Genomic DNA, 12,591 nt, shown 5'->3' with positions numbered 1-12,591 from the left:
AGCCGCCGGAACCACCCCCACACTGCACCGACCGGCCGCTCCGGCCTGCCCGGAAACGGCCCTCGAAAGGGATCACGTGCACGCAACGAGACGCAGGCTGATATCCGTGGTGGCCATGTCCGTCACCCTGCTCGCCGGCACCGCGACCGCCTCCGTGGCCGTGGCGGTCGAGAACCCCGCCCCGGCCCCCGCCGCCACGGTCGCCGTCACGGCGCCTGTCGAGAACCTGATCGTCGGATACAAGTCCTCCGCCACGGAGGCCAGTTCCAACGCCGCCGCCGCCGACGACGCCGCCGCCAAGGGGAAGAAGGCCGGCAAGAAGGCGAAGTTCGACCGCCGCCTGGGCACCGGTGCCGCGCTGGTCAACCTCGGCGGGACCGTCGCGCCGGCCGAGGCCGCCGACGTGATGGCCCAGTTCCGCGCCGACCCGGACGTCGCCTACGTCGAGCCGGACACCCGCGCCTACGCCACGGCCGTGACCCCGAACGACACCGAGTACGCCAAGCAGTGGGACCTCTTCGAGTCCACCGCGGGCATGAACGTTCCCGCGGCCTGGGACAAGACCACCGGCTCCGGCGTCACCGTCGCCGTGATCGACACCGGCTACGTCGCCCACTCGGACCTCGCGGCGAACACGGTCGCCGGCTACGACTTCATCAGCAGCGCCACCTACGCCCGTGACGGCGGCGGCCGCGACAGCAACCCCGCCGACGAGGGCGACTGGAACGCCACCGACGGCGAATGCGGCCTCAACTCCAAGGCCGGCACCTCGTCCTGGCACGGCACCCACGTCGCGGGCACCATCGCCGCGGCCACGAACAACTCCAAGGGCATCGCGGGCATCGCCTACGGCGCGAAGGTCCAGCACGTCCGCGTCCTCGGCAAGTGCGGCGGTTCCACCTCGGACATCGTCGACGCCATCACCTGGGCGTCCGGCGGCTCCGTCGCCGGCGTGCCGGCCAACGCCACCCCGGCCAAGGTCATCAACATGAGCCTCGGCGGCCCCGGCGCCTGCGGCACCAGCTACCAGAACGCCATCAACGCGGCCGTCGCCCGCGGTACGACCGTGGTCGTCGCCGCCGGCAACAGCAACGCCGACGCGGCCGGCTTCTCGCCCGCCAGCTGCAACAACGTGATCAACGTGGCCGCCAGCAACCGCGCCGGTGACCGCTCGTACTACTCCAACTACGGCGCGAGCGTCGACATCGCCGCCCCGGGCGGTGAGACCCGCCGCGCCACCGACACGCCCGGCACCGTCACCACCCCCGAGAACGCCATCCTCTCGACCCTGAACGCCGGTACCACCACCCCGGGCGCCGAGATCTACAAGCCCTACCAGGGCACCAGCATGGCCGCCCCGCACGTCGCGGGCCTCGCCGCGCTGCTGAAGTCGGCGAACTCCGCGCTGACCCCGGCCCAGATCGAGGCGGCGATCAAGAACAACGCCCGCCCGCTCGCCGGCACCTGCACCGGCGGCTGCGGCACCGGTCTCGCCGACGCGGCCGCGACCGTCGCCGCCGTGACCTCGACCCCGCCGGCCGGTACGTACTTCGAGAACACCGCGGACGTCGCCATCGGTGACCACACCACGGTGGAGAGCCCCCTCACCGTCAGCGGCGTGACCGGCAACGCCCCGGCCACCCTCAAGGTCGGCGTGAACATCGTCCACACCTACATCGGTGACCTCAAGGTCGACCTGATCGCGCCGGACGGCTCCGTCTACACGGTCCACAACCGCTCCGGCCGCAGCGCCGACAACATCAACCAGGTCTACACCGTCAACGCCTCCTCCGAGGTCGCGAACGGCACCTGGAAGCTCCGGGTCAACGACAACGCCGGCGGCGACATCGGCAAGATCGACTCCTGGAATCTCACCTTCTGAGACGGTTCCCACCGCCTCGGGGTCCGGCACCAACTCCGCCTGACGCAGAGATAGTACGGACCAAGCGAATCCCCGGGCCTGCCGATACTTCGGGTATCGGCAGGTCCGCCGGGTTTTCCGCGTCGAGTGACTGAATTCTGCGTCACAATCCGGGTCCACCTGCCGCCCGACCTCGTATTCTCGCCTCTCACAGGAAGGGCCCAGGAGTGGGGACGGGAAGGCTGGTGGCTGTGCGTGGTGGCGGCGACGGGGCACGCTGACACAAGTGTCGGACACGGAGAACTGATCAAGGCGGTCGACCGCGCACTGACCACGCACGGCCGGGCGCTCCTGACCGGACCCGCCGGCGCGGGCAAGACCGAGGTGGTCCGCGCCGTGGCGGCCGCGGCCGCGGCACGCCACGAGAGCGTTCTCCGCCTCACCCCCGAAGCCGCGGACCAATGGATACCCGAGGCCTCGGCCGCGGCCCTGCTGGCCTCCGTGCCCGCGGCCGCCCTGGAACAGCTCTCCGGCCCCCAGCGCACCGCCATCGCGCTCCTGCGCCGGGAAGCCGACGCCCCCCGCGCCGGCCGTGACCACGTCGCGCTGCGCCTGGCCGTCGTCGAGGTGCTCCGCACCCTCGCCGCAGGCCGGCCCGTCCTCCTCGTCATCGACAACGCCCAGTGGCTCGACGCCGAGAGCACCGACCTGCTCCGCTTCGCCCTGCGCCTCACCCCGCCCCGCGTGCGCGTCCTGGCCGCCGAACGCGTCCAGGGCGGAGCCCCGCTCGGCGAACCCCTCTGCGGCCCCGGCGTCCCCGCCGTACGGGTGCCCCCGCTCGGCGCCGACGAGGTCGCCGAACTCCTCCTGCGCCACGGCCTCCCCGCCCGCCTCGCCGGCCGCATCCACCAGGCCAGCGGCGGCAACCCGCGCCTCGCCCTGGCCCTCGGCCACTCCCTGGCCGAAGCCGCCGAGGCCCGCGACTGCAGCGCCCACCACGCCGACCCCCTGCCCGTCTCCGGACAGGCGCGCGAGGTCGCCCGCCGCCTCCTCGCCGGAGCCCCCGCCCAGGCCCGGCGCACCCTGCTGCTCGCCGCCCTCGCCTCCCGCCCCACCATCTCCCTGCTGCGTCGGGCCGGCCGCCCCGACGCCGAGGCGGAGCTGGCCGAGGCGGAACGGGCCGCGCTGGTCAGGGTCGGCGAGGACGGCACCGTCGAGTTCACCGCCGGCGCCCTGCCCACCGCCCTCGCCGCCGACGCGGGCTGGCCCGAACGCGCCGCCGGGCACGCGGCGCTGGCCGCCGCAGTCGACGACCCCGTCCAGGCCGTACGCCACCGCGCGCTCGCCGTCGACACCCCCGACCAGTCGCTCGCCGCGGAGATCACCGAAGCCGCCGCGGTCTGCCGCAGCCGCGGCCAGCGCGCCCTCGCCGCCGAACTGGGACTGCTCGCCGCAGAACGCACCCCGTCCTCGCAGCCCGGCGAGGAACTGGCCCGCCTGGTCACCGCCGCCGAGGACGCGGGCTGGGCCGGCCGCGCCGACCTCGCGCGCCGCGCCACCCGGGCCGTCCTGGCCCGTGACGCCTCGCCCGCTGACCGGGTGCGCGCCCGGCTCGCCGTGATCGACGCAGCGGGCCAGGCCCTCGGCACGCTCGACGAGACCTTCGCGTACGCCATGGACGAGGCCGCCGGCGACCCGGCCCTGCAGGCCGCCGTCCAGCTGAGGGTCGCCTGGAAGCACAACCTCAGCGACGGCGACCCGGTCCGCTCCCGCGACGCCGCCGCCGAGGCCGGCGCCCTCGCCGCGCGGGGCGGCGACCAGACCGCCGAGGCCATGGCACTGACCGTACGGGCCCGCATGGGCCGGATCCTCGGCGACGCGGGAGCCGAGGAGATCCTCGCCGAGGCGCTCGACCTCCCCGCGCCCGAGGTTCCGCTCGGCATGCGCAACGCCCCGCAGTACCTCGCCGTCCGGCACGCCCTGTTCGACGACCGCCTCGACGACGCCCGCCGCCAGCTGATGGTGCTGCTGCCGGCCGTACGGCGCACCGGTTCCGCCGAGGACGTCTTCGAGGTCCTGCGCAGCCTCACCGAGGTGGAACTGCGCAGCGGCCGGTGCGAGGCCGCTTCGGCCCACGCCCGCCGGGCCCTGGAACTGACCATTGAGGCGGGCCTCTCGCCCGGCCCCGCCTGGTACGTGGCGGCCATGGCCGAGACCATGGGCGGCAGTTTCGCACGGGCCGAGAGCTACGCGCGTCGCGGCATCCAGGCCTCCCGGGAGGAGCAGGACCAGGTCTTCCTCTCCCGCAGCCTGCACGCACTCGGGCTGGTCGAACTGGCCACGGGGGAGGCCGCGAAAGCGGTCGCGACCCTGCGCCAGGTCGCCGAACTGGAGGCCGCGCAGCAGGTGGTGGACCCCTCGATCCTGCGCTGGCACGGGGAGCTCGCCGAGGCCCTGATCGCCGCCGACGCGCCCGGCGAAGCAGCCGGACTGATCGATCCCGTCCGCGACGTCGCCCTCGGGCTCGGCCGTACCGGCGTCGTCGCCGCCCTCGACCGGGCCGCCGCCCTGTGCCTGTCCGCGCAGGGCGACGCGGACGCCGCCGTCCGGCTGCTGGAGAACACCGCGCAGCGCTTCGAAGCCCTCCGGCTGCCGCTGGAGCGGGGCCGTACGCTGCTCGCCCTCGCCCGGGTGGAGCGCCGCCGTCGGCGCCGGGCACCGGCCCGCGCGGCGCTCCGGGCCGCGGCCGAGGTCTTCGAGCGGGCCGGCGCCGGCCCGTGGGCCGCACTCGCCCGGGAACCGGCCCCCGGTGACGGGGCCGGAGGCGCCCTGGTCTCCCCGGCCGCGGCCCTGACCGAGGCCGAGACCCGCCTCGCGCTGCTCGTCAGCCAGGGCGCCAGCAACCAGGAGGCCGCGGCGAAGCTGTTCCTCAGCGTCAAGACCGTCGAGGCCCGGCTGACCCGCATCTACCAGAAGCTCGACGTACGCTCACGGGCCCAGCTGGCCACCGCGCTGCGCACGCGGTGACCGCCTGAGCCCCGGGTCAGCAGCTCAGGTTGTTGCCCGGGGTGACGCCCAGCAGCTGGGTGAAGCTCTGGTACTTCGAGATGCGGCTCTGGACCTGGGCGGGGTTGCCGCCGTTGCACTCCAGGGCGCCGTTGATGGAGCGGATGGTCTCGCCGAAGCCCGCACCGTTGACCATGGCCGCGTGGGCGGTCATGGTGCCCGGGCCGTTCTGGGTGTTCCAGTACCAGAGCGCCGTCTTCATCGCGACGGCCGGATCCTGCTCCACCAGGTAGGGGTTGGCCAGGAGGTTGATGCCGAGGGCGTCACCGGCCGCCTTGTAGTTGAAGTTCCAGCTGAGCTGGATGGGGCCGCGGCCGTAGTAGGCGGCCTGCCCGGCCGGACAGCCGTACGGCTGGGTCGCGTCGCAGTAGTGGGGGTAGTTGGCGGTGTTCTGCTCCACGATGTGGACGAGTCCGCCGGTCTCGTGGGAGACGTTGGCGAGGAAGGCGGCGGCCTCGCGCCGCTTCACGGTGTCGTCGCCGGTCCTGGCGAAGCCCGGGTACGCGGACAGCGCCGCGACCAGGCCGTTGTAGGTGTAGAAGGGGTTCCGGTTCGGGAACATCTGGTGGAACTGGGCCTCGGAGACCACGAATCCGGACGGGTCGGGATCCGGGTCCTGACCGCCACCGCCTCCACAGGCGCCCTGGTCCGCCCAGACGCCCCACTGGCCGGTGGTGCCGGGGGTCTCGCCCTGGGTCCACCACTTGGCCTGCCAGTTGCGGCCGCCGTGGGAGGCGCTCATGCCGCCCGTGTAGACGGCGGAGGAGGCCCACGGGGAGGCGCAGGGGGCCGCGGCGGAGGCGGGGGAGGAGGGAAGGGCGAGGGCGAGACCGGCCGTGACGGCCGCGGCGGCGACCAGGCCGAGGGCTCGGCGGCGAAGCGCACGTATCACGTAACTGCTCCTTCAGCGGGGGGAATTGCCGTGGAGGCAACAGCGCCCACTGAAACGGAATGGTCTGAACCTGTCAAGGTCTAGACCAAAGGAAAGCGCCGGTGCCACGCGTGACGCGTGGCACCGGCGCGGAAGATCCGATCAGCTGCCGGCGGAGAGGTTGCCGGAGAGGACCGGGATGTTGCTGGCGATGTGCGAGAGGGACTCGTCACCCTTGGCCTGGGTGGAGTTCTCGGCGCACTGCTGGTTCTGCGGGTTGGACAGGACGTGGACGTCCTGGACGCCGACGTTGGCGATGAGCGCGACCAGGGACTGGGCGTTGACCTTGGCCGGCAGGCCGACGCAGAGCTTGTTGAGGGAGCCCTGGATGGCGCCGAGCTGCGGGCTCTGGTTGCCGCGGGTCTCCTGGTTGCCGTAGATCTGCGCCGAGTCGTTGCCGTTCACGGTGTTGACGCCGTTGTCGTTGCCGATCGCCATCGCGGGCGCGGCGGCGGCGGCACCGGCGCCGAGGACGGCGGCGGTGGCGGCGGCGGTGGCCATGAACTTCTTGAGCATCTGGGGGATCCTTAGGTCGCACTGTCGCGTGAGATAGCTGCCCACGGCGGGACGTGCTGATCAACTGCCGACGGTGCCCGGGGTTATGCTCCCTCACCCGAGTGGCCCAATGGCCGGCGCCCCGGACCCCCGGTCCGCGGCGGTGGCGGCGGCCCGGGGGTCCGGGGGTCCGGGGTCCGGCGGGTCAGCCGCTCTTGCGGCGGACCTTCTTGTTCTTGCCGCTCGCGGCGCTGCTGGCGCCCTGGACCTTGGCCCGGTTCTGGTGGGACTGCTGTGCGTGGGCCTTCGCGGCGTTGCGCTCCAGGGCCTCCCGGAAGCGGCGCTTGGCGGCTTCGGCCGGGGACTCGTCCTGCGGGGTGCCTGCTTCGTCAGCCATTCGTCCTCCTGGAGTGATCAAGCGGCTCCAGTCTGACAGTCGCCGCACGCGCTGACCAGCGAGTTCCTGGATCCCCCAAGAGGGGCTTGGGGAGGTCATAAGATTTGGTTATGGGGTCATAAGGCGACACCGGGTGCTGGGTTAGGTTTACCTTCGCTTAGGGTTCCCTTTGATCCACCTTGATCCGCCTTGCCGTCGCTCGAAGGGAACCTCTGCCATGCCTCGCCCTCTGCGGGTAGCAATCGTCGGTGCCGGCCCGGCCGGCATCTATGCCGCCGACGCGCTGCTGAAGTCCGAGGCCGCCGTTGATCCCGGTGTGTCCATAGACATCTTCGAGCGCATGCCCGCGCCCTTCGGCCTGATCCGCTACGGCGTCGCCCCGGACCACCCGCGCATCAAGGGCATCATCACCGCCCTGCACCAGGTGCTCGACAAGCCGCAGGTCCGCCTCTTCGGCAACGTCGACTACCCGGGCGACATCAGCCTCGACGAGCTGCGGTCCTTCTACGACGCGGTGATCTTCTCGACCGGCGCCACGGCCGACCGCGCGCTGGACATCCCCGGCGTCGACCTCGACGGCTCCTACGGCGCCGCCGACTTCGTCTCCTGGTACGACGGCCACCCGGACGTCCCGCGGACCTGGCCGCTGGAGGCCGAGAAGGTCGCCGTACTGGGCGTCGGCAACGTCGCCCTCGACGTCGCGCGCATCCTCGCGAAGACGGCCGACGAACTGCTGCCCACCGAGATCCCGGCCAACGTCTACGACGGCCTCAAGGCCAACAAGGCCCTCGAGGTCCACGTCTTCGGGCGCCGCGGCCCGGCCCAGGCCAAGTTCAGCCCGATGGAGCTGCGCGAGCTGGACCACTCGCCCAACATCGAGGTCATCGTCAACCCCGAGGACATCGACTACGACGAGGGCTCGATCGCAGAGCGCCGCGGGAACAAGCAGACCGACATGGTCGCCAAGACCCTGGAGAACTGGGCGATCCGCGACATCGGCGAGCGGCAGCACAAGCTGTACCTGCACTTCTTCGAGTCGCCCTCCGAGATCCTCGGCGAGGACGGCAAGGTCGTCGGCCTGCGCACCGAGCGCACCGAGCTCGACGGCACCGGCAACGTCAAGGGCACGGGCCGGTTCACCGACTGGGACGTGCAGTCCGTCTACCGCGCGGTCGGCTACCTCTCCGACGAACTGCCCAAGCTCCCCTGGGACGTGGCGACCGGTACCGTCCCGGACGAGGGCGGCCGTGTGATCGACGCCGGCGGCCCCATGCAGTCGACGTACGTGACCGGCTGGATCCGCCGCGGCCCGATCGGCCTCATCGGCCACACCAAGGGCGACGCGAACGAGACCGTCGCGAACCTGCTCGCCGACCACGCGGAGGGCCGTCTGGGCACGCCGGCCTCGCCGGAGCCGGAAGCGGTCGAGACCTTCCTCGCCGGGCGCAGCGTCCGCTACACGACGTGGGAGGGCTGGTACCGGCTGGACGCCGCCGAGAAGGCCCTCGGCGAGCCCCAGGGCCGCGCGCGCGTGAAGATCGTGGAGCGCGAGGAGATGCTCGACGCGAGCGGAGCCTGAGCGCGGCGGGGGCCGGGACCCGGACGGGTCCCGGCCCCCGCGCGTGCTGCGCCCCGGCGTCCCCCGTCCGGGGGACCACCGCTCCGGGCGCAGGAACAGCAGCTGTTGCGCCGGCTCACGCAGGGCCCGCCGACGAGACAGCGGCGAAGAAGCCGGGCACCGGCCTGCGCACCGCCCGCCGCATGCCGTACGGGATCCACGAGATGAACGCGAACCTGATGATCGCCAACCTGGACTTCGGTGACTTCGCGGACGTGGCCAGGGAAGACCCCGAAGGCGTCTTCCGAGGATTCGCCGGCTGAAAGCTCGGACACACCCACCCTGGTCGGGAAGCAGACATCAGCTCACGAACCGTCCTGTGAGATCTGCGTACTTGAGCGTTCCGGGTGGTGCGGCCGGACCGCAGGGTGCTCAGGAGTCCCGGCCCCGCTCCAGCAGGCCGCGGACGAATGCCGCCTGCCCGGCGTGCTGGAGGTCGTCGGCGATCACGCTGACCAGGCGCACCCCGAGGGTGACCGGCGGGTCCCAGCGCTCGTCGACCACCCGGTCCAGCCCGGCGGCCGCGAGCCCCCGGACGAAGTCCAGTGTCTGTTCGTGCACCGCGTCGAAATAGCCCAGGAGCAGCTCGCCCGAGTCGACCCGGACCGTGCCCGCCTGCCGCGCCGAGTGGCCGTAGCCGGTGGACGCGGCGGGCAGCGGCAGGCCGAACCGGTCCGCCCAGCCCCCGGCCCGCCATGCCTGTTCGCGTTCCGCCGCGGCCGCGACGTGGTCGTCCTGGATCCGGGTGAGGTGCCAGACCAGCCAGGTGATCGAGTTCGCCGCGGGGTCGACCCGGGCGTTCAGCAGCTCCGCCGGCAGCCCGTCCACAGTCTCGTGCACGACCTCCCGGATCCGACCGAACCCGTCCGCGATGACGTCCGTAGCCTTCATTCACCCACCATGCAAGGCCCGGCGGCCTGCCCGGCGCGAGCGACACGCGGGGCGGGCGGCCGGGCCGCCGGTCGGGTCGGCGGTCGCGGGGTCAGCCCGCGGCGTCGGCCTTCACGGGCTCGGCGCTCACGGCCGGTTCGGCCGCGGCGGGCCGCGCGGGGGCCGCGGTGGCGGGACGGTGGCCGCCGCGCAGGCCGAGCCGGCCGATCAGCCCGACGAGGGCGAAGGCGGCGGCCCCGATCGCGAAGGTGAGGGTGAACCCGGACTCGGCGGGCAGCGGGGGCACCCCGGCGGGCAGGTGCTCGACGGTCCTGGACGCGAGGATCGTCGTGACGACGGCGCTGCCGATCGCGCTGCCCGTCGAGCGGGAGATCGAGTTGATGCCGTTGGCGATGCCGCTCTGGTGCGGAGGGACACTGGACATGATCACGGCGGGCATGGCGGCGTAGCCGAAGCTGACGGCCGCGCCGACGACCACGCCGGCGCCGATCACCGAGAAGGCGTGGCCGTGGTCCACGACGAGCCAGGCAAAGCCGACCGCGCCCAGCGCGGCGGCCACGCCCAGGGCCACGCGCGGCCCGCGGTGGCGCACGATCCGTCCGCCGACGGGCGAGGCCAGCAGCGAGACGACAGCGCTGGGCAGCAGGAACTGAACGGAGGCGCGCAGGATCGACGCGTCGAAGCCGTAGCCGGTGAGCGCCTCGGGCATCTGCACGAGGTACGAGACGCCGAGGAAGCTCGCGAACATGCCGAAGCCGACGAGGAGGCCGGCCAGGTTGGCCATGAGCACCGGGCGGTGCACGAACATCTTCATGTCGACCAGGGGTTCGCGGACCTTGAGCTCGACCACCACCCACACGGCGGCCATGACGGCGGCGCCGGCGAAGCTGCCCAGCGTACGGCCGGAGGTCCAGCCCCACTCGTGGCCCTGCGAGATCGCCAGCAGGAGCAGCAGCAGTGCCGCGCCGAGGGTCAGGGCGCCGAGGAAGTCGGTGCGCCCGCCCGTCCTGGTGCGGGTGGCGGGCACCAGGACGAGAACCGCGAGCAGGGCGAGGACCGCCAGGCCGGTGGCCATCCAGAAGGCGTCGCGGTAGTCCGCGTCGGCTCCGGAGGTGAGCAGACCGGTCGCGACGAGCGCGAGGCCGCTGCCGAACGCGAGCGTGCCGCTGACCAGCGCCATCGCGCCGGGCAGCTTCTGCGGGCGGATCTCCTCGCGCAGCACCGACAGCGCGAGCGGGAAGATCGCGGTGGCGGCGCCCTGGAGTACGCGGCCCACGATCAGCAGCGGGAGCGAGGAGGCCAGGGCCGTGAGGACGGAACCGGCGACCATCACCCCGAGGACGGCCACCAGGGTGGGCTTCTTGCCGTGCTGGTCGCCGAACCGGCCGAGGAGCGGCGTGAAGACCGCCGCCGACAGCAGGGTGGCGGTGGTCACCCAGCTGACGTCGGCGGTCGAGACGCCGAGGTCGTCACGGATCAGGCCGAGGATGGGGACCGGCAGGGTCTGCATCATCGACACGACCATCGCGGCGAGGCTCAGGGCGAGGACGACGACCGTCTCGTTCCGCCGCCCGGAGGCCGGGGCTGCGGAGGCCGGGGCTGCGGGGGATGGGGTGCTCATGGCTGCGGGGACCTTCTTCGTGTTTCGGAGCTGGGGAGCTTCGGAACCCAGATGTTTGATGTCATCAAGTAACTCGATCGAAGGTAGGGGTCGATATTTGAGGTAGTCAAGTAAACAATTGATAATGTCAAGCATCCTGAGTAGGCTCCGGGCATGAGCGAGACCGTCACCCCCGCCCCCACGAAGGTCCAGCTGCTGGAACTGCTCGCCGCCATCGGCACCGCCCAGTGGCGCGAGTTCGCCGCGGCCGCGGCACAGCACGGCCTCACGCCCACCCAGGCCCGCGTCCTCGCCCAGCTGGACGGCCCGGTGCCCATGCGTGGCCTCGCCGTCCTGCTGGTCTGTGACGCGTCCAACGTGACGGGCATCGTGGACCGCCTCGAAGCCCGCGACCTGGTGCGCCGTGAACCGGACCCCGGCGACCGGCGCGTCAAGAACGTCGTAGCCACGGACGCGGGCCGACAGGTCATCCGGCGCGTACGGGAGGAGATGCAGGCGGCTCACGGCGCGCTCGACACCCTCGACGAGGCCGAGAGCGCGACGCTCTACGCCCTGCTGGCCCGCCTGCGCCCGTCGATGGAGAAGGGCTAGTGTCGGACCCCGTGGACACCCTTCAGACGATCAACGACGTGCCCGTCCTGATGTGCGCGGTCGAGGGCGGGACCATCGCGGGTGAACGCGAGGCCCTGGACTTCATCGGAGACGCCTCCTACCAGGGCGCCGAATGGGCCGTCATCCCCGTCGAGCGGTTCGACGAGGCGTTCTTCCGGCTGAGCACCCGGGTCGCGGGCGAGATCATCCAGAAGTTCGTCCAGTACCGGGTGGGCATCGTCGTCCTCGGTGACATCTCCCGCCACACGGCCGCCAGCCCGGCGCTGCGGGACTTCGTCCGCGAGTGCAACCGGGGGCGCCAGACGTGGTTCCTGGCCGACACCGAGGAGCTGCGGGAGCGGCTGACGCGGAACTCGGCGTGAGCGGCGGCGGCGACGTCCGCGTCCTGCGCGCGGCCGACCGGCCCGCCACGGTGTGGAAGAACGGCGGGGGAGTCACCCGTGAGATCGCCGCCTGGCCCGCGGACGCGGACATGGAGTCCTTCCGCTGGCGGGCCAGTCTCGCCGAGGTGTCGGCGGACGGCCCCTTCTCGGTCTTCCCCGGGATCGACCGCACCCTCACCCTCGCCGAGGGCGCGGGCATGGACCTCGTGGTGGCGGGCGCGCACCGGCTCGTGGACGAACGTTTCGCACCGCAGGATTTCGCCGGGGACGAGCCCACCGACTGCCGGCTCCTCTCCGGCCCCGTCGTGAACTTCAACGTGATGTACCGCCGCGGAGCGGCGACGGCGGAGACCGCCGTCGTACGGGGCCGGCTCGGACTGGCCGCCGAACCCGGCGAGACCCTGCTGGTGGTCTCCCTGGCCGGCGCGGCCGCGCTCGAAGCCTCCTGGGGTCCGGGCCACGCCCTGGGCCCGTACGACGCGGCCCTGGTCAGGGGCCCGTTCACCGGCCTCGTACGCACCACCGGCCACGCGGCCGTGGTCCGCCTGCGCTAGGGCCTGTATTGAGTTGCCCCGTGGAGCAAGGAGCGGCGTTCGGTGCGTGCCCTCGGCGTGTGGGACGATATCCTCGTAGCGGAGCTACTAGGACATTCGGCTCGTGCGCCGAGGGTGCGTGCCGGGCGCCGCGACGCCGCGGGGCAACTCAATACAGGCCCT

General features: G+C 72.6%; 12 protein-coding genes. 7 read left to right on the top strand and 5 right to left on the bottom strand.

The features are described 5' to 3' along the window. Positions 1-115 precede the first annotated feature (115 nt). Together ACIPXC_RS28525 and ACIPXC_RS28520 are read left to right on the top strand one after the other, a co-directional pair. Entirely contained in the window at positions 116-1,882 is a 1,767-nt protein-coding gene (locus ACIPXC_RS28525; RefSeq protein ID WP_401623918.1) for a S8 family serine peptidase, read from the top strand. A 234-nt stretch (positions 1,883-2,116) separates the two neighbouring features. Beyond that, on the top strand, positions 2,117-4,888 hold the full coding sequence (locus ACIPXC_RS28520; RefSeq protein WP_401623827.1) for an AAA family ATPase: 2,772 nt from the start codon (positions 2,117-2,119) through the stop codon (positions 4,886-4,888). Positions 4,889-4,904: 16 nt separating this feature from the next. Here ACIPXC_RS28520 and ACIPXC_RS28515 read toward each other — a convergent pair whose 3' ends face one another. From ACIPXC_RS28515 to ACIPXC_RS28505, 3 genes are all read right to left on the bottom strand, one after another. Next, entirely contained in the window at positions 4,905-5,786 is an 882-nt protein-coding gene (locus ACIPXC_RS28515; protein WP_401623916.1) for a glycoside hydrolase family 19 protein, read from the bottom strand. A gap of 174 nt (positions 5,787-5,960) precedes the next feature. Continuing rightward, entirely contained in the window at positions 5,961-6,374 is a 414-nt protein-coding gene (locus ACIPXC_RS28510) for a rodlin (protein ID WP_401623825.1), read from the bottom strand. Between the two features lie 184 nt (positions 6,375-6,558). Further along, on the bottom strand, positions 6,559-6,750 hold the full coding sequence (locus ACIPXC_RS28505) for a DUF5302 domain-containing protein (RefSeq protein ID WP_030960774.1): 192 nt from the start codon (positions 6,748-6,750) through the stop codon (positions 6,559-6,561). Positions 6,751-6,967: 217 nt separating this feature from the next. Here ACIPXC_RS28505 and ACIPXC_RS28500 point away from each other — a divergent pair, with 217 nt between their 5' ends. Together ACIPXC_RS28500 and ACIPXC_RS28495 are read left to right on the top strand one after the other, a co-directional pair. Continuing rightward, a complete protein-coding gene (locus ACIPXC_RS28500; protein ID WP_401623822.1) occupies positions 6,968-8,329 on the top strand; it encodes an FAD-dependent oxidoreductase in 1,362 nt (453 codons plus the stop codon). Further along, complete coding sequence (locus ACIPXC_RS28495; protein WP_401623820.1) at positions 8,215-8,631, top strand: DUF6924 domain-containing protein; 417 nt, start codon at positions 8,215-8,217, stop codon at positions 8,629-8,631. The genes ACIPXC_RS28500 and ACIPXC_RS28495 overlap by 115 nt, the downstream gene beginning before the upstream one ends. A gap of 109 nt (positions 8,632-8,740) precedes the next feature. Here ACIPXC_RS28495 and ACIPXC_RS28490 read toward each other — a convergent pair whose 3' ends face one another. Continuing rightward, the gene (locus ACIPXC_RS28490; protein WP_401623818.1) at positions 8,741-9,259 is read right to left on the bottom strand and encodes a DinB family protein; all 519 of its coding nucleotides are present in this window, start codon (positions 9,257-9,259) and stop codon (positions 8,741-8,743) included. 91 nt (positions 9,260-9,350) lie between these two features. After that, positions 9,351-10,880: an MFS transporter gene (locus ACIPXC_RS28485; RefSeq protein ID WP_401623816.1), complete on the bottom strand. Its 1,530-nt coding sequence runs from the start codon at positions 10,878-10,880 to the stop codon at positions 9,351-9,353. Between the two features lie 153 nt (positions 10,881-11,033). Here ACIPXC_RS28485 and ACIPXC_RS28480 point away from each other — a divergent pair, with 153 nt between their 5' ends. From ACIPXC_RS28480 to ACIPXC_RS28470, 3 genes are read left to right on the top strand one after another with little or no spacing between them, the layout of a single operon-like run. Beyond that, positions 11,034-11,471 (top strand): MarR family winged helix-turn-helix transcriptional regulator, encoded by a 438-nt coding sequence (locus tag ACIPXC_RS28480; RefSeq protein WP_401623814.1) that lies wholly within the window; start codon positions 11,034-11,036, stop codon positions 11,469-11,471. A gap of 11 nt (positions 11,472-11,482) precedes the next feature. Continuing rightward, a complete protein-coding gene (locus ACIPXC_RS28475) occupies positions 11,483-11,854 on the top strand; it encodes a DUF4180 domain-containing protein (RefSeq protein ID WP_401623812.1) in 372 nt (123 codons plus the stop codon). After that, on the top strand, positions 11,851-12,429 hold the full coding sequence (locus tag ACIPXC_RS28470; protein WP_401623810.1) for a HutD family protein: 579 nt from the start codon (positions 11,851-11,853) through the stop codon (positions 12,427-12,429). Before ACIPXC_RS28475 ends, ACIPXC_RS28470 begins: the two co-directional genes overlap by 4 nt. Positions 12,430-12,591: the final 162 nt, after the last annotated feature.

This window comes from Streptomyces sp. NPDC090021 (genome assembly GCF_044748225.1).
In the GTDB taxonomy this organism is placed as follows: Bacteria; Actinomycetota; Actinomycetes; order Streptomycetales; family Streptomycetaceae; genus Streptomyces.
Note: the sequence above shows the minus strand (reverse complement) of the source record. Positions and strands in the feature narration are given on the sequence as shown.

What these genes read in the sequence shown, in the direction of transcription:
- ACIPXC_RS28490 (WP_401623818.1), bottom strand. Translation starts at nt 9,259, where the DNA reads ATGAAGGCTACGGACGTCATCGCGGACGGGTTCGGTCGGATCCGGGAG.
- ACIPXC_RS28485 (WP_401623816.1), bottom strand. Translation starts at nt 10,880, where the DNA reads ATGAGCACCCCATCCCCCGCAGCCCCGGCCTCCGCAGCCCCGGCCTCC.
- ACIPXC_RS28510 (WP_401623825.1), bottom strand. Translation starts at nt 6,374, where the DNA reads ATGCTCAAGAAGTTCATGGCCACCGCCGCCGCCACCGCCGCCGTCCTC.
- ACIPXC_RS28505 (WP_030960774.1), bottom strand. Translation starts at nt 6,750, where the DNA reads ATGGCTGACGAAGCAGGCACCCCGCAGGACGAGTCCCCGGCCGAAGCC.
- ACIPXC_RS28500 (WP_401623822.1), top strand. Translation starts at nt 6,968, where the DNA reads ATGCCTCGCCCTCTGCGGGTAGCAATCGTCGGTGCCGGCCCGGCCGGC.
- ACIPXC_RS28480 (WP_401623814.1), top strand. Translation starts at nt 11,034, where the DNA reads ATGAGCGAGACCGTCACCCCCGCCCCCACGAAGGTCCAGCTGCTGGAA.
- ACIPXC_RS28525 (WP_401623918.1), top strand. Translation starts at nt 116, where the DNA reads ATGTCCGTCACCCTGCTCGCCGGCACCGCGACCGCCTCCGTGGCCGTG.